This is a genomic window from Bradyrhizobium canariense (assembly GCF_019402665.1).
GTDB classification, from domain to species: domain Bacteria; phylum Pseudomonadota; class Alphaproteobacteria; order Rhizobiales; family Xanthobacteraceae; genus Bradyrhizobium; species Bradyrhizobium canariense.
The window spans coordinates 83289-104258 of record NZ_VSST01000003.1; the positions used below are offsets into that span (position 1 = coordinate 83289).

16 protein-coding genes are annotated in these 20970 nt (G+C 65.1%); 6 read left to right on the plus strand and 10 right to left on the minus strand.

Translation table 11 applies throughout. From position 1 onward, the window contains the following. The first annotated feature begins 112 nt into the window (after nucleotides 1–112). On the plus strand, nucleotides 113–1114 hold the full coding sequence (locus tag FXB41_RS01460) for an adenosine kinase (RefSeq protein WP_219678907.1): 1002 nt from the start codon (nucleotides 113–115) through the stop codon (nucleotides 1112–1114). Nucleotides 1115–1229: 115 nt separating this feature from the next. Here FXB41_RS01460 and FXB41_RS01465 read toward each other — a convergent pair whose 3' ends face one another. Then, entirely contained in the window at nucleotides 1230–2924 is a 1695-nt protein-coding gene (locus tag FXB41_RS01465) for an AMP-binding protein (RefSeq protein WP_219678909.1), read from the minus strand. A 79-nt stretch (nucleotides 2925–3003) separates the two neighbouring features. Beyond that, nucleotides 3004–4197, minus strand: coding sequence for a serine hydrolase domain-containing protein (locus FXB41_RS01470; protein ID WP_219678911.1), 1194 nt, complete (start codon nucleotides 4195–4197; stop codon nucleotides 3004–3006). A gap of 348 nt (nucleotides 4198–4545) precedes the next feature. Between FXB41_RS01470 and FXB41_RS01475 the strand changes: the two genes are divergently transcribed. Both FXB41_RS01475 and FXB41_RS01480 read left to right on the plus strand, forming a co-directional pair. Further along, complete coding sequence (locus FXB41_RS01475) at nucleotides 4546–4866, plus strand: hypothetical protein (RefSeq protein ID WP_219678914.1); 321 nt, start codon at nucleotides 4546–4548, stop codon at nucleotides 4864–4866. 122 nt (nucleotides 4867–4988) lie between these two features. Further along, complete coding sequence (locus FXB41_RS01480; RefSeq protein ID WP_219678916.1) at nucleotides 4989–6482, plus strand: NAD-dependent succinate-semialdehyde dehydrogenase; 1494 nt, start codon at nucleotides 4989–4991, stop codon at nucleotides 6480–6482. Nucleotides 6483–6694: 212 nt separating this feature from the next. Here the strand turns inward: FXB41_RS01480 and FXB41_RS01485 are convergent, their stop codons facing one another. The 3 genes from FXB41_RS01485 to FXB41_RS01495 all read right to left on the minus strand — a co-directional run bounded on the left by FXB41_RS01485 (nucleotide 6695) and on the right by FXB41_RS01495 (nucleotide 11097). Further along, complete coding sequence (locus FXB41_RS01485) at nucleotides 6695–8911, minus strand: SLC26A/SulP transporter family protein (RefSeq protein ID WP_219678919.1); 2217 nt, start codon at nucleotides 8909–8911, stop codon at nucleotides 6695–6697. A 276-nt stretch (nucleotides 8912–9187) separates the two neighbouring features. Next, a complete protein-coding gene (locus FXB41_RS01490; protein WP_219678921.1) occupies nucleotides 9188–10102 on the minus strand; it encodes a phosphoribosylaminoimidazolesuccinocarboxamide synthase in 915 nt (304 codons plus the stop codon). 77 nt (nucleotides 10103–10179) lie between these two features. Beyond that, nucleotides 10180–11097 (minus strand): pirin family protein, encoded by a 918-nt coding sequence (locus tag FXB41_RS01495; protein WP_007598296.1) that lies wholly within the window; start codon nucleotides 11095–11097, stop codon nucleotides 10180–10182. A 271-nt stretch (nucleotides 11098–11368) separates the two neighbouring features. Here FXB41_RS01495 and FXB41_RS01500 point away from each other — a divergent pair, with 271 nt between their 5' ends. Further along, nucleotides 11369–12430 carry a helix-turn-helix domain-containing protein gene (locus FXB41_RS01500; RefSeq protein WP_219678932.1) on the plus strand — a complete coding sequence of 354 codons (1062 nt, stop codon included), beginning with the start codon at nucleotides 11369–11371 and terminating at the stop codon, nucleotides 12428–12430. A 145-nt stretch (nucleotides 12431–12575) separates the two neighbouring features. After that, nucleotides 12576–14000 (plus strand): serine hydrolase domain-containing protein, encoded by a 1425-nt coding sequence (locus FXB41_RS01505; RefSeq protein ID WP_219678923.1) that lies wholly within the window; start codon nucleotides 12576–12578, stop codon nucleotides 13998–14000. Between the two features lie 188 nt (nucleotides 14001–14188). On the opposite strand, the gene FXB41_RS01510 is transcribed toward FXB41_RS01505, so the two are convergent. Next, nucleotides 14189–15556, minus strand: coding sequence for an MmgE/PrpD family protein (locus FXB41_RS01510; protein ID WP_219678925.1), 1368 nt, complete (start codon nucleotides 15554–15556; stop codon nucleotides 14189–14191). 123 nt (nucleotides 15557–15679) lie between these two features. On the opposite strand from FXB41_RS01510, the gene FXB41_RS01515 reads away from it, so the two are divergent. Beyond that, complete coding sequence (locus FXB41_RS01515) at nucleotides 15680–16795, plus strand: FUSC family protein (protein WP_007598281.1); 1116 nt, start codon at nucleotides 15680–15682, stop codon at nucleotides 16793–16795. 1 nt (nucleotide 16796) lies between these two features. Here FXB41_RS01515 and FXB41_RS01520 read toward each other — a convergent pair whose 3' ends face one another. From FXB41_RS01520 to murA, 4 genes are all read right to left on the minus strand, one after another. Beyond that, nucleotides 16797–17447 carry a 2-hydroxychromene-2-carboxylate isomerase gene (locus FXB41_RS01520; RefSeq protein ID WP_219678927.1) on the minus strand — a complete coding sequence of 217 codons (651 nt, stop codon included), beginning with the start codon at nucleotides 17445–17447 and terminating at the stop codon, nucleotides 16797–16799. After that, complete coding sequence (locus FXB41_RS01525; protein ID WP_219678929.1) at nucleotides 17444–17932, minus strand: DUF2867 domain-containing protein; 489 nt, start codon at nucleotides 17930–17932, stop codon at nucleotides 17444–17446. The genes FXB41_RS01520 and FXB41_RS01525 overlap by 4 nt, the downstream gene beginning before the upstream one ends. After that, nucleotides 17929–19323, minus strand: coding sequence for an MATE family efflux transporter (locus FXB41_RS01530; RefSeq protein WP_007598278.1), 1395 nt, complete (start codon nucleotides 19321–19323; stop codon nucleotides 17929–17931). The genes FXB41_RS01525 and FXB41_RS01530 overlap by 4 nt, the downstream gene beginning before the upstream one ends. Nucleotides 19324–19537: 214 nt before the next feature. Then, complete coding sequence (murA, locus tag FXB41_RS01535) at nucleotides 19538–20833, minus strand: UDP-N-acetylglucosamine 1-carboxyvinyltransferase (RefSeq protein WP_007598277.1); 1296 nt, start codon at nucleotides 20831–20833, stop codon at nucleotides 19538–19540. Between the last annotated feature and the right edge of the window lie 137 nt (nucleotides 20834–20970).

Below are 20970 nucleotides of genomic sequence, written 5' to 3' on the forward strand. Positions count from 1 at the left end.
TACCGTTGCTTGCCCGTGAAGGGCCGGTCGTGATAGGCCGCGAGCCAGATTTCAGACCGACAGGAAGCGGATTTCCGCGGGTATCGCAATCCGCCAAACAGGATCAAGGTGAATGGCTGACGTGAAATATGACGTTCTCGGCATCGGCAACGCGCTGTTCGACGTGTTGGTCAAGACCGACGAAGCCTTTCTGGGCAAGCACGGCATGACCAAGGGCAGCATGTCCCTGATCGACGAGGCGCGGGCCGCCGCCATCTACAAGGACATGGGTCCGGCGACGGAAGTTTCCGGCGGTTCGGCTGCCAACACCATTGTCGGCATCGGCAGCCTCGGGGCCCGCGCCGCCTATGTCGGCAAGGTCAAGGACGACCAGATCGGGAAGCTCTACGTCCACGACATCCGCGCGGCCGGCGTCGCCTTCAACACGCCCGCGGCGAAGGACGGTCCTGCGACCGGCTGCTCCTACATCCTGGTGACCGATGACGGCGAGCGCACCATGAACACCTATCTCGGCGCCGCGCAGGATTTGTCGCCCGCCGACATCGACCCGGCCGAGATCGCCGCGGCCGGCATCGTCTACCTCGAGGGCTATCTCTGGGACCCCAAGAACGCCAAGGACGCCTTCGTCAAGGCGGCCAAGATCGCCCATGATGCCAAGCGCAAGGTGGCGCTGACATTATCGGATTCCTTCTGCGTCGATCGTTATCGCGACGAGTTCCTGGGGCTGATGCGCAACGGCACCGTCGATATCGTCTTCGCCAACGAGTCCGAGCTGCATTCGCTCTACCAGACCTCCGATTTCGACACCGCGCTCAAGCAGTTGCGCAACGACGTCAATCTCGGCGTGGTCACCCGCAGCGAAAAGGGCTGCGTGGTGGTGACGCCAACTGATGCAGTCGCAGCGCCGGCGTCTCCGATCGCAAAGCTCGTGGACACCACCGGCGCCGGCGATCTCTTCGCTGCCGGCTTTCTGTATGGTCTAGCGCGTAACCTGTCCCACAAGCAGTGCGGCGAGCTCGGCGCGCTCGCAGCCGCCGAAGTGATCCAGCACATCGGCGCGCGTCCGCTTGTGTCGCTGAAGGAGCTCGCCGGGCAGCGCGGGCTGACGGTTTAACGCGGCCTCTCTCCCCGTCGTTGCGAGGAGCGCAGCGACGAAGCAATCCAGACTGCCTCTGCGGAAAGATTCTGGATTGCTTCGCTGCGCTCGCAATGACGATGGGGTTGGCAACCTACGCAGTCTTCGCGGCTTTCAGCCCAAGCCGTTGCTCCACGTCGTCGCGCATCAGGAATTTCTGGATCTTTCCGGTTACGGTCATCGGAAACTCGTCGACGAATTCCACGTAACGCGGAATTTTGTTGTGGGCGATCTGGCCGTCGCAGAAGGCGCGCACCTCTTCCATCGTCAGCGTCTCGCCGGACCTGACCCGGATCCAGGCGCAGAGCTCCTCGCCGTAGCGGGTATCGGCAACGCCGAAGATCTGCACGTCCTGAATCTTGGGATGGCGGTAGAGAAATTCCTCGATCTCGCGGGGATAAAGGTTCTCGCCGCCGCGGATCACCATGTCCTTGATGCGGCCGACGATGTTGCAATAACCCTGGTCGTCGATGATGGCGATGTCGCCGGTATGCATCCAGCCGTTGGCGTCGAGCACATCGGCGGTCTTCTCCGTCTCCTCCCAATAGCCCAGCATCACGCTGTAGCCGCGGGTGCAGAGCTCGCCCCGTTCGCCGCGCTTGACGATCTTGCCGTCGAGATCGACGATTTTGACCTCGACGTGCGGATGGATTCGTCCGACTGTCGAGACGCGGCGATCGAGCGGATCGTCGACGGCGCTCTGAAAGCTGACCGGGCTCGTCTCGGTCATGCCATAGGCGATCGTGACCTCGCCCATGTTCATCTCGCTATTGACGCGCTTCATCACCTCGATCGGGCAGGGTGCACCGGCCATGATGCCGGTGCGCAGCGATGTCAGATCGAAGCTTGAGAATTCGCCGTGGTCGAGTTCGGCGATGAACATCGTCGGCACACCGTACAGCGCGGTGCATTTTTCCTGCTCGATCGTCCGTAGCGTCGCGAGCGGATCGAACCCCTCGCCGGGATAGACCATCGTCGCGCCGAGCGTGACGGAGGCGAGGTTGCCCATCACCATGCCGAAGCAATGATAGAGCGGCACCGGAATGCAGATGCGGTCCTGTTCGGTCAGGCGCATGGCGCGGCCGACGAAATAGCCGTTGTTGAGAATGTTGTGATGGGTCAGCGTCACGCCCTTGGGCGATCCCGTCGTTCCACTGGTGAACTGGATGTTGACGGCATCGTCGAACTGCAGGGAGGCACCGAGCGCGGCGAGCTGCTCGCGGTGCAGGGGTCCGGCCATGCCGGCGACCTCGTCGAACGGAATCGTGCCCGGGCAGGCGGGGCCGCCGATCTGAATCACGATGCGCAAGGCCGGTAGCCGCGCGGCGTGCAATTGCCCGGGCTTGGCGCTCGCGAGCTCCGGCAACAGCGTGTTGAGCATGTCCATGTAGTTGCTGGTCTTGAACGCCGTCGCGGTGACGATGGCGCTGCATCCGACCTTGTGAAGCGCGAATTCCAGCTCGCTCAGCCGGTAGGCCGGATTGATCGTCACCAGGATGAGACCGGCCTTGGCGGCGGCGAACTGGGTCAGCGTCCATTCCGGCCGGTTCAGCGACCAGATGCCGATCCGTTCGCCGCGTTCGAGGCCGAGCGCGACAAAGCCGGCGGCGAGTGCGTCGACCCGCGCGGCAAACTCCGTCCATGTCCACCTCACGCCGTGGCTGGGCGAGACCAGCGCCTCGCGATCGCCCCAGCGCCGCGCGGCCTGATCGAGGCTGCGCCCGATCGTGTCGCCGAGCAGCGGCGTGTCGGAGATGCCGCAAACGTAACTGTCGGCTTTGTCTGCCAAGATCGTGTCCTCCAGTCAGGTGCGTGGACGGCCGGGACAACAAGCCCGGCCGTCACGCGTCGTGAGAGCTAGGCGCGCCTTAGGCCGCCTTCTGCCCGCTGCCAGCATCGAGTCCGGCATAGACGCCGCGCTCGAAGCCGGCAAAAGCCTCGAGACACTTTGCATCGGCGAATGGCAGCAGCTGCATCAGGATCACGCCGGTGACGTCGCGCGCCGGGTCGATCCAGTAGTAGGTGTTGGCGAGGCCCGCCCAGGCGAGGCTGCCCGCGCTGCGCCCCTCGGCGGTCTTGGCGGTGTTGATCATGAAGCTGAGGCCCCACTTCTTCACCTGCTCCGGATAGAGATCGACGTCATTGGTGTACATCGGCGCCGCCGTGGTCATCTTGCCCATGGCGAGATCGCCGATGTGGTTCTGCCCCATCGTCGCGACGGTCTCGGCTTTCAGCACCTGATTGCCGTTGCCGCGACCCTTGTTCAGGATCATCTGGGTAAACCTGATGTAATCGGCCGCGGTCGAATAAAGGCCGCCGCCACCCATGTGGAATTCCGGCTCCTGCTCGAGCTCGAACGGGATCGCGGCGAGCTGGCGATCCTCGCCGCGCGCATGCATGCCGACCAGGCGCTTGCGCATGTCGTCGGTGATCTTGAAAGCGGTATCGCTCATGCCGAGCGGTGCGAACAGATTATCGCGCAGATAGGCATCGAGGCGCTTGCCGCTGGCGGCTTCCACGGCCTTGCCGACGAAATCGATATTGGTGCCGTATTCCCAGCGCGTGCCTGGGTCAGTCATGATTGGCGTCTTCAACGCGGCGTTCTGACAGGTGGTGATGGCGGGGATGCCGTTCTTGTCCAGATAGACCGCGAGATCGCCGTTCCACATGTTGTAGCAGAAGCCTGCCGTGTGGGTCATGAGCTGGCGCAGCGTGATTGGCCCCTTGGCCGGCCGTAGCTTGGCCTCGCCCTTGGCATCGAAACCTTCGAGCACCTGCGGCTTGGCGAGATCGGGCAACACATCGCCGATGGGTGCATCCAGCGACAGCTTGCCCTGCTCGACGAGCTGCATCGCGCCGGCTGATGTCACCGCCTTCGTCATCGATGCGATCCAGAACACGCTGTCGGCGGTCATCGCATCCGGCTTGGACAGGTCGCGTTTGCCGAACGCGCCCTGATACAGCACGTCGGTACCGCTGGCGGCGATGGCGACGACGCCGGGAATCTCCCTGGCCTCGCTCTTCTGGCGCAGAATCTGGTCGATCTCAGCTTTGCCTTGCATCCGCGTTTCCTCCGGTTTGATTATTGTTGGAAGCGATCGATTGTCCTCCCGCGTGCGCCGCGCGGCAAGCACATCCACGTACCTGCCGCGGTCGCGATGTCGTGACTTGACGGTCGGCTCCCCGCGCACGACGACAAGGCGGCTGAACTACAACACACCGTCACAATCTGCGGTGGATGGCCGCAGCCAGCCGTGACCGTGGATGGGTGCTGGCGATATGTTTCGACTGTTTGAAGCACTTGAAACATTTTGTGAGCTGCGGCGTTCAGCTCTCGGCCGATCGGCGGCCAACGTTAAGACTTGATGCAAATTTCGCGGCCGCCCACCGGCCGCGAGGGGGGACCTCAGATGATTTCGACCTGGAGCGAATGGAAGCGCTATCCCCGTCCCGGACGGGGCGGGAACCTGGAAGCGCCGATCGCGCCCGGGATCTACGAGGTCCGTATCGCCGGCACCGGTGCGCTCTATTCGTTCGGCGCGGTCGACAATCTGGCGCAGGCGCTGGCGCTGTTGCCGGTCGGTTCAAAGTCATGGTTCGGCCGCCGCAACGCGTCCGACGTCCCTGATCTCGAATATCGGACCTGCGCGACCTCCTCGAAGGCCGACGCCAAGGCCGCCGCCGAGCGCATGATCGGGCGGCGCGAGACCTATCTGAGCGGCGCGGCGTAACTCCGCCGCTCCGAGCCTGGCTCCCAGCAGATGTGCGTTGCGGGACGGTGCATTGCGCGCCGCTTCTCCCTATATTCCGGCCGAACCGGAACAGCCCGCAAAAGCCCCTTGGGAGTAACGCCATGACCCCGACCGCCGCCGCACGTGCTCAGCACGCCACGTCCAATCTGCGCGACCGGTTGAAGGACCCGTCGCTTCTGAAGGAGGCCTGCTATATCGACGGCGCCTGGGTCGGCTCGCCGGTCTTCGCCGTCAACAATCCCGCGACCGGCGTCGAGCTCGCAAAGGTTCCGCAGCTTTCGGCCGATGACGCCACCAGGGCGGTCGAAGCCGCCGAGCGCGCCTTTCCGGGCTGGGCCAAGCACACCGCCAAGCAGCGCTCCAATATCTTGCGCAAATGGTTCGAGCTGATCATCGCCAACCGCGAGGACCTCGCTCTGATCCTCACCTCCGAGCAGGGCAAGCCGCTTGCCGAAGCCCTCGGCGAAGTCGACATCGGCGGCGCCTATGTCGAATTTTTCGCCGAGGAGGCCCGCCGCGTCTATGGCGAGACCATTCCGACGCAGCGGCCGGATGCGCGCTTGCTCGCGATCAAGCAGCCGATCGGTGTCTGCGGCGCGATCACGCCGTGGAATTTCCCGAACTCGATGATCACGCGAAAGGTTTCGCCGGCGCTTGCGGCCGGGTGCACCGTGGTGCTGAAGCCCGCCAATGAAACGCCGCTGTCGGCGCTGGCGCTTGCCGCGCTCGCGGAGAGAGCCGGCGTGCCCAAGGGTGTGTTCAACATCGTCACCGGCGATGCAGCGCCGATCGGCAAGGTGCTGTGCGAGCATCCGGCCGTGCGTTTCGTCGGCTTCACCGGCTCGACCGCGGTCGGCAAGATTCTCTACCGGCAGGCCTCCGTCGGCGTGAAGCGGCTCGGGCTCGAGCTCGGCGGCAACGCGCCGTTCGTGGTGTTCGACGACGCTGATATCGATGCGGCGGTCGAAGGCGCCATCGTCTCGAAATACCGCAACATGGGCCAGACCTGCGTCTGCGCCAACCGCCTCTACGCCCAGGACAAGATCTACGACGAGTTCGTGCAGAAGCTGTCGAAGAAGGTCGCGGCGATGAAGATCGGCGACGGCACGGAAACCGGCGTCACGCAGGGCCCGCTGATCAATTTGAAGGCGGTCGACAAGGTCGAGCGCCACATTGCGGACGCCGTCAAGCGCGGTGCCAAGGTCGTCACCGGTGGCAAGCGCAGCGAACTCGGGCGCTCGTTCTTCGAGCCGACGGTGCTCTCCGACGTCAAGCCGGACTCGCTGGTGGCGCAGGAGGAAACCTTCGGACCGCTCGCGCCGGTGATCCGCTTCAAGGACGAGGCCGACGTGATCGCGATGTGCAACGCCTCCCCGTTCGGATTGGCGTCGTACTTCTACTCCCGCGATCTCGGCCGCGTCTGGCGTGTCGCCGAAGCGCTGGAATCCGGCATGGTCGGCGTCAACACCGGCCTGATCACCACCGAAGTCGCGCCCTTCGGCGGTGTCAAGGAAAGCGGCCTCGGCCGCGAAGGCTCGCATCACGGCATGGAAGAATATGTCGAGATCAAATACGTGATGATGGCGGGGGTGTAAGGGCTCGCCATCATTCGCGGACGTGATAAACGCAATGCCCCCTCCAGGGTCGTCCTGGCGAAAGCCAGGACCCATTACCCCAGCGAGGCGTTTGGCGAAGATTGGTGGTCCGGTACTTCCACCGCCTGCGATAGATAGATTCCGCGGTGTGGGTCCTGGCTTTCGCCAGGACGACATCCAAAGTGTGGTGCGCTAGTTGCGCTACGGCCTCGCTAGCGCCTCAACACCGCGATCGTGCGGTTCGCAAAGGTCAGCCGCTCCGCCATCACCGACACGAAATAGGTCAGCAGCTTGTGGCTGAGCGCGGGATCCTCGGTCTTGATGGCGTCGAACTGGTGCGTATTCAGCACGTAGAGCACGCTGTCGACCTCGGCCTGGATCGTGGCGCTGCGCGGTGTCTGTGACACCAGCCCCATCTCGCCGATCGTGGTATAACGGCCGAGGCTGCGCACGCGCGTGGTGCGGTCGTCGTCGGCCGGGATCATGATGCCGACGCGGCCGTCGAGGATGAAGTGCATGGAATCGGCGGGGTCGCCGGCCTGCACGATGACCGCGCCGGCTTCGACCTCGATGCGCTGGCAGCGGCGGATCAGCTCGTCGGCGCCATCCTCGCTGCCGAGCATTCGCGTGAACCAGTCGCGCAGGCTGGCTTCTTCCTGTGCCAGCTCCTGATGTTGCGAGATGAGCTCGTTCTCGCACCATTCCAGCGCGCGATCGAGCTCGGGGATGATGGTGACGCCCTCGCCGACGAAGTCGCTGGAGCGCAGCACCTTCTCGGCCGCAGCCGACAGATGCACCAGGATCAGCTCGACGCCGAGTTCGCCGGCGCTGCGCTTGATCTGGGCAAAGCTATAGGCGGCCGATGAATCGACGCCAGTGACGAGCTTGAAGTCGAACAGCAGATAGCGACATTCGGGGCGCTCCTGAAGCAGACGCTTGACGTGCTGGTAGAGCCGGTTGGCCGAGCCGAAGAACAGATAGCTCTGGAGATTGAGGCCCTGGATCTTGCCGCCATGGGCCAGCAGCACGTCCTGATCGTCGCGCGAGCGATCGAGCGAGGAGCGGTACTCCGAGCCGTCGAAACTGTATTTGATCGACTCGACCCGCGCTGCGCTGAACGCAAACGTCGCGCAGCCGATGATCACGCCGATCAGGATGCCCGGTACGAAACCCCAGGCGACGATGATCGCGATGATGGCGATCAGCGACAGATATTCCAGCTTCGACAGCCGCTTGCGCGACTCGATGATCCATTTGTGCAGCTGGTCGGCGCCGAGATAGAGCAACAGGCCGCCGAGCACGAATTTGGGGATGAAGCCGAGCAGCTCGGGTGCGACGGCGAGCACCAGCAGCGACAGCGCTGCGGCCGTGAGGCCTGACAGGCGCCCGCGGCCGCCGCTGGAGAAATTAAGCATCGAGCGGCTGGTCGAGCTGCAGCCGGGATAGCCGCCCAGCATGCCGGTCAGGATATTGGCGGCGCCGGTGACGTTCAGCTCACACTCCAGATTGGCTTCGCGATGCGTGGCCACCTCGATGCCGGTGGTGTTGAACAGCGTGCTCGATGCCGTGACGAAGATGACGGCGACGACATTGCCGAGCAGGTCCGGTATGACAAACCAGGGATAGCGGGCGAGATCGTCGGTGTGCCAGGGCAGCACGAAGACCGCTTGCGGTGGGGACTGAAAGGTCCAGCCCAATGTGTGCGCCTCATCGAAGGAAACGCCGGTGATCCAGAACGCCAGATGCGCGGTGAGCACGCCGCCGACCAGGATGATCGGCAGTCCGAACGGGCTGCGCGAGCGGTGCCAGGTGAGATACAGCACCAGTGCCATCGCACAGGCGGCACCCAGCTCCAGCAGGATGGTGCGGTTGGCGAAGTGCGACAGTGTCGCCAGTTGCAGCGGGTGGTCGGTGATCACCCGGACCGCACCCATGACGATGAGAAGTCCGGTTGCGCCCAGGAAGCCGCCGACCACTGGATAAGGCACGTAGCGGATGGCGCGGCCAAGCCGCGTCAAGCCCAGCCCACACAGCACCAATCCCGTCAGCATCGTCGACAGGCCGAGCGTGATCAGGATCGGTGACAGCAACGGCGCCGACAGGTGCGCCGTCTCGATGCGTTCGACCACCGAGGCCGCCAGGATACCCGTCACCGCGGCGGTCGAGCTGTCAGGGGCTGCAATCGCGAAGGGCAGGGAGCTGCCGAACCCGACGACGGCCGCAAGCACCGCGGAGCTGACGAAAGTGGCCGTGATGCCGTAGGACAGATAGGGCGACAACGGCCCCGCGAAGATCAGCAGCGAGTAGGACAGTCCGAACGTGACGGTCAGGACGCTGGCGGCGCTCCCGCCCAATATATCAGTCAGCGCACGCTTGAGGGCCGGAGTGAGCCCGGCCGACGGAGTGAAGCCAATTGCTGGATCTGTCACGCCGTAACACTCGCTCGTGAATATTTCCCTCCGAGAGGTAGACGACTGCGAGCCTAGCGCAACAGGATTCTTGCAGGCCGGAAGTATCCGACGGTTTAGTGGCTATGTTGTTGCTTAAATCTGCGCGAATTCGGCGTCGTCCTGGCGAAAGCCAGGACCCATTACCCCAGGGAGGAGTTTGGCGAGGATTGGTCGTTCGGGATTGGCACCGCCTGCGATCGGAACACCTCGCGGTATGGGTCCTGGCTTTCGCCAGGACGACCATAAATAGCGGGGCTAGATCTTCAGTTCGCTTCCCGTCACGCGGCGATACGCTTCCAGATACCGCTTGCTGGTCGCGTCCACCACGCTTGCGGGCAAAGGCGGCGGCGGGGCGTCGCCGTTCCAGCGGCCAGCGCGGCGCTCGACGTCGAGATAGTCGCGCAGCGGCTGCTTGTCGAAGCTCGCCTGCGGCTGGCCGGGTTTGTAGGCGTCGACGGCCCAGAACCGCGAACTATCCGGCGTCATGGCTTCGTCGATCAGGATGATGCGGCCGTCCTTGTCGCGGCCGAATTCGAACTTGGTGTCGGCGATGATGATGCCCTGCTCGCGGGCGAGCTCCTCGCCGAGCGTGTAGATCGCGCGGGTCATGCTCTCGAGCGTGTAGGCCGTCTGGTCGCCGACGACCTCGCGCATCTTCGCGACGGTGATGTTCTCGTCATGGCCGGTCTCGGCCTTGGTCGCCGGGCTGAAGATCGAAGGCTCCAGCTTCTCGCTCTCGACCAGACCTGCTTTCAGCTTCTCGCCGGCCAGCGTGCCGCTTGCTGCATATTCCTTCCAGGCCGAGCCCGAGAGATAACCGCGGATCACGCATTCGATCGGAAACACCGTGGTGCGGCGGCACAGCATGGCGCGGCCGAGAATTTCGGCGCGATGCGGCTTCAACGCCGGCACGGCGGCGATGATCTCGTCGGTGTCGGCGCTGATCATGTGATGCGGCACCACGCCTTCGAGCTCGTTAAACCAGAACGCGCTGATTTGCGTCAGAACCGCGCCCTTCATCGGGATGGTCTCGCCCATCACGACGTCGAAGGCGCTGATGCGGTCGGTGGTGACGAGCAGCAGGCGGTCGTCGTCGACGGCGTAGATATCGCGCACCTTGCCGCGCCCGATCTTGGGCAGCGGCAGGTCGCTGGAGAGCATGGTGGTCATCGGCAGAACTTTCGGAGCAAGGCCTTGCGACAGGACATCCGGCCGCGCCTGATCGCGCGACCGGAGACCGGGATAGCCTATTCCGGCAGCGGAATGAACTCATGTTCCTGCGGAACTGCGGCGAAGCGGCCGGTTTTCCAGTCCTGCTTGGCCTGCTCGATCCGCTCCTTACTGGAGGAGACGAAATTCCACCAGATGTGGCGCGGGCCCTCCAGGGCGTCGCCGCCCAGAAACATCATCCGCGTGGCCTTGAGCGCCCTCACCGTGATGCGGTCGCCCGGACGGAAGATTAGCAGTCGCGGCCCCTCATAGCGCTCGTTCGCGATCTCGACCTCGCCATCGACGACGTAGATGGCGCGCTCCTCGTGATCGGGATCGAGCGGCACGATCGCGCCCGCGACCGCCGTGACCTCGGTATAGAACCAGGGCGACACCATCGAAACAGGCGAGGTGACGCCGAAGGCCGAGCCCGCGATCACCTTCGCGGTGAAGTCGCGCTCGGAGACCATCGGCAGGTCACCCGCGCCGTAGTGCTGGAACGACGGTGCGATCTCTTCCGATCCGGCCGGCAGCGCGATCCAGCTTTGCAGGCCCAGCATCTTCTGCCCCGAGGCGCGCTGCACATCCGGCGTGCGCTCGGAATGCGCGATGCCGCGGCCGGCTGTCATCAAATTCATCGCGCCGGGCTGGATCTCCTGGATGTTGCCCTCGCTGTCGCGATGCATGATCGCGCCGTCGAACAGATAGGTGACGGTAGCAAGCCCGATATGCGGGTGCGGCCGTACGTCCATGCCCTTGCCGGAGACGAATTGCACCGGCCCGAAATGATCGAAGAAGATGAAGGGTCCGACCATCTGCCGCTTGCCGTGCGGCAGCGCGCGCCGCACCGCGAAGCCGTCGCCGAGATCGCGCGTGCGCGGCACGATGACGAGATCGAGCGCATCGCAGGACATGGGATCGCCGAGCACGGGATCGTTCGAGGGTTGCCAGCTCATGGTAGGGCTCCTTTTGGCTTTTCGAGCTAAATCGTAGCAGGATTTCGTGCGGCCGTCGCGGCTAAGCCTGGGCCACACACTCCGCCGTCATCGCCCGCGAAAGCGGGCGATCCAGTACGCCGCGGCCTATCGGTTCGATCACTGCCGTCTCGGCGTACTGGATCGTCCGGTCAAGCCGGACGATGACAGCTGTGGTGCGGATGGTGCTTGAAAACATACGCCTGACGAAGGATGTTTGGCTGATGTCAACCGCGACCCATCGCATCACCCGATGACCCTTGCCGCAACCGAGCTCGCCTTTCGCGCCGCCGCCGTGGCGCTGCTGCTGGTGCTGGCAGCGTCATTGCTCTCGGATTTCCGCAATGTGCTGGCAGCCCGGCTCGGTGCAGCCTTTGCGCTCGGCTCGGCCGCGCATGCTGTGAGCTATTCCGTCGGAACTTCATCGCTGGTCCCGGCATGGCATGCGCCGCTGATCGCGGTGTCGACCGGCAATATCGTGGTGTTCTGGCTGTTCACGCGCGCATTGTTCGACGATGAGTTTCGCCTGCGCCGGTGGCACGGATTGACCTGGGGGTTGGTGACAGCGTTCAGCTTCGTCAGTTGTCTCTGGATCGCACCCGGCGGACATGTCCGGTTCGCCGTCACCGCGGTGAACCTGATTGTGCTCGGCTTCATTGCGCTCGCGATCAGGCAGACGATCGGCTCATGGTCGGCCGATCTGGTCGAGCGCCGCCGCCGTGTTCGCATCTTCATCGTCTGTGCTGCCGCGCTCTATGGCGGATTGAACGCGCTGCTCCAGATCCTTGTCGCCGGCAGCGAGGTCGGCGATGTCGCCAACACCGTCAACGCCGGCGTGCTCGCCGGCATCGTTGTGGCCATCGTCTATGCGATGATGCGGGTCGACGGCGCCGACCTGTTTCCGGCCGCCGCGGAGGCTGCGCCGGCGATCGCGGCGAGCCAGCCTGTGGGCGAGGACGCCGCCGACCAAAAGCTGATCGACGCCCTGATGCGGCTGATGGCGCACGAGCGGATCTATCGCCAGGAGAACATCAGCATCGGCGTGCTCGCGGGCCGGCTGAAAATTCCCGAATACCGGCTCCGTCGGCTGATCAACCAGGGGCTCGGCTACCGAAATTTCAATGTGTTCCTGAACAACCACCGGATCGAGGAGGCCAAGGCCGCGCTGGCCGATCCCGCTCAGGCCGAGGTCCCCGTCATCACCATCGCGATGGACTCTGGCTTCCAGTCGCTCGGCCCTTTCAACCGCGCCTTCAAGGCCGTGACCGGCGTGACGCCGACGGAATACCGGCGGCTCAAGGTGAATGCTGTCTAGGCCTTAGTGCACTGAAATATCTAGAGTATCTCAGAATCGGCGAGCGTCTCGCGGTTTCCAGCTACGCCGTTTTCCAAATTCGGCGAGCGGGCATCGCGTGAATGCCGCTTCGTCTCCGGCACACGCCTCAAGCCGGAGCAAGCCCGTGACCCGCCGCAAGATTGTCCTTCTCACCGCCACCATCGTCTTTGCCGGCCTCGCGCTCGGCGCGGTTCGCGCCCATGACGTGCCCAAGGTCGCCACCGGCTTCATCGCCGACGTGCTCTGTTCCGAGACGTTTGTCTCGGGCCTCGATGTCAGGCGTAATTTGACGGAGACCATTGATGCGATGCCGGGCGCCGGTTTGCTCACCTGGGCGATGGACTATCAGGTCGATCGCGCGCGCAAGGACGTTACGGTGACGCTGTTCGGCATTGGCCGCAGCCATGCCGTGTATCGCGAGGGCCTCGGCTGCACGCTTGAGCACGGTGCGGAGATTGCCGACGTCCGGCTGCCGCCTGATGACAGGCAGCCGGCGTTGTTGCCCGAGATCGCCGGCCCCGCAATCGTGTCGCCGCAAAGCCCGGAGCTGTCAGCCGCGCTCGATCGCGCCTTCGCTGAGCCGACATCGCCGCCATTCCGCCGCACCCGCGCAATCGTCGTCATGAAATCGGGTCGCGTCATCGCCGAGCGCTATGCGGACGGCATCGGACCGGAGACGCCGCTGCTCGGCTTCTCCATGACCAAGTCCGTGATCTCGGCTCTCACCGGGATTCTCGTGCGCCAGGGCAGACTGAAGCTGGACGGGCCCGCACCGGTCGCCGCCTGGACAAATCCGGACGATCCGCGTCACGCCATCACCCTCGATCAATTGCTGCGCCACACCGCGGGCCTGGCGCTCGGCAGCTCGCTGCAGGCCTCGCTCGGCTCGGCGTTCGAGCCGGTCAATCGCATGAAATTCGTGGAGGCCGACATGGCCGCCTATGCCGCGAGCATGCCGCTTGCGACCGCGCCGGGCACCGTGTGGAATTATCACGATGGCAACACCATCATGCTCGCGCATCTGATCCGCAAGGCCGCCGGCGGCAATTCCGAAGGAGCGCTTGCCTTCGCGCACCACGAATTGTTCGTGCCGCTCGGCATGCGCCACGTCACGCTCCAGTTCGACGGCGCCGGCACGATCAAGGGGTCGAGCGAGATGCTCGCATCCGCGCGCGACTGGGCGCGGTTCGGCCAGCTCTATCTCAACGACGGCGTCGCCGGCGGCAAGCGCATCCTGCCCGAGGGCTGGGTGAATTATTCGGTGTCGGCGACGCCCAATGCCTGGGTCGGTATCGGCGCCGGCTTCTGGACCAACCAGGGCGACAGCTTTGGCGCGACCTTCCGCGTCGAGCACGGCTGGCCGCGTGATGCCTTCTTCGCCAAGGGCACGATCGGGCAGTACACGATCATGATTCCCTCGGAACGTCTGGTGATCGTGCGGCTCGGCCGTTCGCCAAACTGGCCGCCGGAAGCGGACGGTGTGTTTGATCTGGTGCGCGACGTGATTAAGGCAGCGCGCGACAAAGGGAAGGTGGCGGGGGCGAACTGAGGTGCTCTCTTCCCTTCTCCCCTTGCGGGAGAAGGTGGCGCGAAGCGCCGGATGAGGGGTATGCTTCTGCGAATGCAATTGTGAGAGGTGTGCTCGCGGAGAGAACCCCTCACCCGTCTCGCCGCTATGCGGCGAGCCACCCTCTCCCGCAAGGGGCGAGGGTGCACCGCTCGTGTAGCGCAATTCTACTAGCGCCCCAGCTCCGTCGCCTTCGCCACGCGATCGAACCGCTCCAGCGTCATGATGGCGTCCGCGAATTTCTCCGCGCGCGCGTTCAGCACCGGGCGGGCCAGGGTCAAAAACTTCTGCTGCATCGCCCGCGCATCGGGGAAGGAGGTCGGCTCTCCCGAGGGATCGGCATAGAGCCGCTCGTGCACGCCGTCGTCCGTCGTGATACTCACGCGCGCGCCAAAGGGGTGAGTGCGGCCGACTTCGAGACGATCGTCCTGTACCACGTCGAACTTGTCGGCGAGCGCGTCGATGGCTGCGTCCCCAAGGCGGGTGTAGTCGTCCCAGCCAAATGACCCCTGATCGAGCGCGAGCGCGCCGGTGAAGAACATCGAGAACTGGCCGCCGACGATCGAGGTCGGGTGCCGCTTGGTCGCGGCGTCGCCGGTGAGCGTGATGCCGTTGCGATGCAGGCCGATCTCCACCCGCTTGACCTGATCGGGTGTCAGATTGTGCTCGCGCCGCATCGCGATCAGCGCGTCGATCGCGGCGTGGGTATAGCGGCAGCTCGGATACGGTTTGACGCCGATCTTCATGGTCTCGTAGGTCTTGCCGAGCTCGGCGACCGCCTTGTCGGGATGCGCATCGTCGGTGTAGCCGGCGAGCAGGCCATGCTTGCCCTCGACGGATTCCGTCGCGCCGACGAAATCGTTGCGCGCCAGCGTCGCGGCGATCACGCCATTCATCGCGGCGGCGCCGACCTGGTAGCGTTTGTTCCAGGCGCCATTGACCAGGAATTGCAGCGAGCCCGCGGCTTGGCTGCCGGCGACTCCGAAGGCGGCGATGAGCTGTTGCTCGGAGAGGCCGAACAGTTTGCCGGCGGCCGCGGCTGCGCCATAGGTGCCGGCGGTGGCGGTCGGATGGAAGCCGCGGGCATAATGCGAGGTCGGGTCGAGCGCGTTGCCGAGCCGGCAGCAGACCTCATAGCCCGCCACGATCGCAGTCAGCACGTCGCGGCCCGACGCGCCGACCATCTCGCCGACGGCGAAGGCGGCCGGAACCACCGGCGCGCTCGGATGCAGCGAGGAATCCGCATGCGTGTCGTCGAAGTCGAGCGAATGGCCGAGGGCGCCGTTGAGCAGCGCCGCGACCGCCGGCGTCCAGGTCTTGGTGTCGCCGAACACGGTGGATTCGCCCTTGGTATCGAGCGCAAGCGCCTCCAGCATCTTCAGGATCGAGGGGGTGGATTCCGCTTCGCTGCGGGCGCGGATGGCGCTGCCGAGGAAGTCCAGCGTCAGGACTTTTGTCCGATCCAGCACTTCCGCCGGAATATCCTGGAATTTCAGGTTGGCGACATAGGCGGCGAGCGTTGCGGTTTCGTGAGCCATCGTGTTTCCTCGTTTTGGCGCGCAAGTTAGGCGGGCTGATTTGGCCTTTCAAGCGGCCTCGGGGCTGCGGGCATCAGCTATGCTTTTGGCTGGCTTACGAGGGTTGGACGGGGATACGCGACCATGGCATTCGCAGGAGAGCTGTTCGACCGGGTCTGGTCGCGAAAGACCCAATTGGGGCTGGCGGTCCGGGTCACGGTGGCGGCCACCGGCGCCTACGCGCTCGCCACCGCGCTGCATCTCTTGTTGCCGCTCTGGGCCGTCCTCACGTCCATCATCGTGACCCAGATGAGCGTCGGGCGCTCGCTGAAGGCGACGCGCGACTACATGCTCGGCACCATCGGCGGCGCGATCTATGGCGGCGCCATCGCAATCCTGATCCCCTATTCCGGTGAACTGGGCTTGCTGGGTCTGCTGGTGCTGGCCGTGGCGCCGCTTGCCTTTGTGGCATCGATCTATCCGAATCTGAGCTCTGCAACGGTGACGGCCGTGATCGTGCTCGTGCTTCCCTCGATGCATCACGCCGATCCCATGGCCTCGGCGATCGATCGCGTCAGCGAAGTCGCGGTCGGCGCGGTGACGGGGCTGCTCGTCTCCTTCCTGGTGCTGCCCTCGCGCGCGGTGCGGCAAATCCGCGCCAGCGCGGCAAAACTGCTCGAATTGATCGCGGAGGCCTTCACCGAATTGCTCGCGGGCCTGACGCGCGGCCGCGACAATGACGCGCTGCATCGGATTCAGGACGGTATCGGCACCGCAATGGTGGGCATGAATACCATTGGCGCCGAAGCCGAGCGCGAGCGCTCGGCGCGATTGTCGAGCGGGCCGGACACCGGCCCGTTGTTGCGCACGATCTTGCGGCTGCGCCATGACGTTGTGATGATCGGCCGCTCGACCGTGGTGCCGTTGCCGGCCGAGGTGCAGACACGGCTTGCCGCGCCGCTGACGGAAGTCTCGACCGTGATCGCGCGCTTCCTGCGTTCGGCGGCCGCAGCCTTGCGCGAGGGCGCCGGCGCGCCGCCGATCCACCCCGTGCATGTCGCGCTTCAGCACTATGCCGAGGCAGTCGCCGCCGTGCGTCAGGATGGCCTGATCCGCGGCCAGCCCAGCGACACCGCGGAGCGCTTCTTCGCGCTCGGCTTTTCGCTGGAGCAGATGCACCAGAATCTCTGCGATCTCGATCGCGTCGTCGGCGAATGGTCGGAGGCCGCGACCGACAAGCCCGCGCGCGTGGCGGAGTGAGCTAGCGCCGCGTCAGGCCCTTGTCCTGCATGCGCCAGACCAGCAAATCGATGCGGTCCTGGCCGAAGAACGGCTCGTTCTCGAACACGAAGGTCGGCACGCCCCAATGGCCGGAGGCGGCGTGGTCCTTCTCGTTCTCCGTGATCACCTGCTCGTAGCGATCCGGGTCGGCGGTGATCGCGGCATCCATCGCGGCGAGATCGAAGCCGGCCTTGTCGGCGGCGCGCGCAAGATGATCGCGTTCGTTCCAGCCCGCCACCGAGCCGTCCCACAGCACGCGGGCGATCGCGTCGGTGAATGCGAGCGAGCGTCCCTCGAGCTGCGCCATGGCACCAAGCCGGGTCAGGCGGTGGATGTAGGGTTGCTCGGCCGCGACGTCGAATGTTGTCTTGTCCTGGACGATCGGATCCGGCCTCGGAAAGCGGAACGGAATGCCCTCGTGCTGCGCCACGCGCGTGCTGTCGAGCACCACATAGCGAATGAAGTTCGGGCTGGCCTTCTTGAAAAACCCGGGCACTCGGACTGCGAGCGGATAGACCGGCCGCAAATTCACCGCCAGATCGTAGTCTTCGACGAGCTTCAGCGTCTTGGGCAGCGCCAGATAGCTGAACGGGCTGCGAAAGGAGTAGAAGAGGTCGACGGAGAGCGTCACCGGGCCGGCTCCGCAATCCGCCCCATCATGCTGCGGGCCACAAGCTTGTGGAAGGGCGTGATGAGCGCGAGGTAGGCGCGGCCCAGCCGATTGTTGGTCCGCACCAGCGTGGTCAAGGTGACGTGGCGCGGCACCGCTTCGCCGGCCACATCGACCACGATGCGGAAGTCGAGATGATAATCATTGAACCCGGCGACCAGCTGCTCCGGCGTTTCGCTCAGCACCGGAAACAAGCCGATCAAACCGCCCGGCGCTGGCGTGCCCTCGCCCGATGTCTTCAATCCAAATGGCGTCACCAGAATGTTGCGCAGGCGTGTCAGTGCACCGATCCAGCGCGGTCCCTGCAACACCATCCTGGTGCAGGCCTCGCGGGCATTCACCGGTGCTGTGCCGATCTCTACGCGAAAGGCGTCGATGAACTGCGCACCGGCCAGCAGCGTGCCGGCGTCAACATCGGGGGTAACTTCGCGGACAGTCCCGTTCATCCCGCCAGTCTGCGCGTCAGCATCCGGAAGCGCAAGATCAGAAGTCCGGCATAGACGAACGATCCGATCGACAGTCCGATCCAGACACCGACCGCGCCGAGATCGGCGTGAAAGGCAAGCCACCAGGCGATGGGAAAGCCCACGCACCAATAGCCGATCGCGGCGAATACCAACGTCATCCTAGTGTCATTGATGCCGCGCAGCGCGCCGCCCATGATGGTCTGGATGGCATCGGCAATGAAGAAGGTCGCGCCGACCAGCAGCAGCGTTGCGGTCAGCTCCACGGTCGCCATGCTGGCTTCGCTGCTGCCGAAGAACAGCCGTCCCAGCTGATAGCGGCCGAGAATGATCGCAACGGTCAGCGCCGAGACGAACGCGATCCCGATCACGGCGGCGACGAGACCTGCGCGCTTCACTGCGGCCGGGTCGCCGCGGCCGAAGGCGTGGCCGACCCGCACGGTGGCCGCCATGCCGATGCCGAGTGGGACCATGAACAGCACGGCGGTGACCTGGAGCGCGATCTGATGCGCCGCGAGCGCAGTGATCGAGATCAACCCCATCAGCAGCGCCGCCGAAGAGAACAGGCCATATTCCAGCAGCAGCGAGAACGAGATCGGGGCGCCGATCGCGATGAGTTTGCGCATCAGGGGCCAGTCGATTCGCCAGAGATGGGCAAGCGGACGATAGTCCGCGAACGGCTTGCGCAGCCCCGCAATGGCGAGCGTGGCGACGAACGTGCCGAGATTGACGATGGTGGTCGCAAGCCCCGCGCCGAACAGGCCGAGCTCCGGCAGGCCGAACAGGCCGTGGATCAGGGCGTAGACCAATGCGGCATTGACGGGGATCGCCGCGAGCGTGATCCACAGCGGGGCCTGCGGCCGGTTCACCGCGCTCATCATGCTGCGCAGCGCGATGAAGCCGAGCGCCGGCGCGATGCCCCAGGCGAGGCCATTCAGATAACGCTGGGCGAGCGCGGCCGAGTGCGGCGCCTGACCGAGTGCGACCAGGATGTGCTCGCCATAGAGCGGCGAGGCCATCATCGGCAGCGAGATCAGCAACGCGACCCACAAGCCGACGCGCAAGGAGCGGCGGATGCGTCTGATATCGCCGGCGCCAAAGGCCTGCGCGACCAGCGGCGACACCGCCGCCATCAATCCGAGCCCGAAGGTGAAGCTGACGAAATAGACCGTATGCGCCAGCGCTGCTGCTGCGACCGCGCTCTCGCCGAGCCGCCCGATCAGCGCGAGATCGGTCGTGATCATCGCGATCTGCCCGAGCTGCGTCAGCATCATCGGTACGGCCAGCCGCAGCGTCTCGACGAATTCGTCGGCGAGAGGATTTGGCGGCACGCCGGCTTGCGGCTGCGAACGAGGCTGGATGGTGTCGAGCATGGCCGGGTCAATAGCACAGCCGGGCGACGAAAACATGGCCTCGCGCGTGTCCCGGACGCGCTGCAGCGCGAAGCGATGCTGCGCAGAGCCGGGACCCAGAAAATCGCGAGCGCAGTTCTCAGCCGCATGGGCCCCGGCTCAGCAGCGCATCACTGGCGTGCTGCGCTGCGTCCGGGGCACGAGACCATTCTTCGATCTCGAGCTGGAAAGCGCCTCACCCCTTCCGCTCGGGCACGCGCCTGATCTTCGCGCCGAGCGCATTCAGCCGTTCGTCGATGCGCTCGTAGCCGCGCTCGATCTGGTCGGCGTTGTTGATGGTCGAGGTGCCCTCGGCACAGACGGCCGCGAGCAGCATGGCCATGCCGGCGCGAATGTCGGGTGAGGTCATCGTCGCGCCGTGCAGCCGGCTTGGACCGGCAATGATGGCGCGATGCGGATCGCACAGCACGATGCGCGCGCCCATCGCGATCAGCTTGTCGACGAAGAACATCCGCGATTCGAACATCTTCTCGAACATCAGGATCACGCCCTCGCATTGCGTGGCGGTGACGATCGCGATCGACATCAGATCGGCGGGGAAGGCCGGCCAGGGCTGGTCCTCCAGCTTCGGCACGTGGCCGCCAAAATCGTCCTGGATCTTCAGCGTCTGGTTGGAGGGCACGATGAGATCGTCGCCCTCGATGCGGCAGACGATGCCGAGCCGCTCGAATCCCATGCGGATCGAGCGCAGATGCTCGACGCCCGCGCGCACGATGCGAAGCGGCGAACGCGTCACGGCTGCGAGCCCGATCAGCGAGCCGACCTCGATATGGTCGGGCTGGATCCGGTAGGTCGCGCCGCCCAGCGTCGCCGGACCGTGCACAATCATGGTGTTGGTGCCGATGCCCTCGATCTCAGCGCCGAGCGCAACGAGGAAGTTGGCGAGGTCCTGCACATGCGGCTCGGACGCGGCGTTGCGCAAATAGGTGGTGCCTTCGGCGGCGACGGCTGCGACCAGCGCGTTCTCGGTCGCGGTCACGCTGGGCTCGTCCAGGAACACGTCGGCGCCGGTCAGCTTCGAAGCGCGGAATTCGAGCCGGTCGGTCGCGGTGACCTTGGCTCCCAATTGCTCGAGCGCGAGCACATGCGTGTCGAGCCTTCGGCGGCCGATGACGTCGCCGCCGGGCGGCGGCAGCATCACTTCGCCGCAGCGGGCGAGCAGGGGGCCCGCGAGCAGGATCGAGGCACGGATGCGGACGCACAAGTCCGGATCGAGATCGGCCGCGCGGATGCTCTTGGCGTGAATATGAAGCGTATTGCGGGCGGTCCATTCCGCGGCAGCGCCGACCGAGCGGATCAGTTCGACCAGCGTCTCGGTGTCACGGATCCGCGGCACGTTTTCCAGCGTCACCGGATGCTCGGTGAGCAGGGCTGCCGCGATGATCGGCAGCGCGGAATTCTTGTTGCCGGACGGCTCGATCGAGCCCGAGAGCCGGTGACCGCCCTCGACGATGTACTGGATGGGCGCCACGTGGTCTCTCGCTGTGTTTTTGGGTGGGGCGGCTGGTTTGGAGGCGGAAACTACCGAGAATTGAGCGCGGGAGCAATTCTGCACTTGTCGCGGCTCGATCGCTTCGCAGCCCCGACACAGGTGCGCTCCCTCTCCCG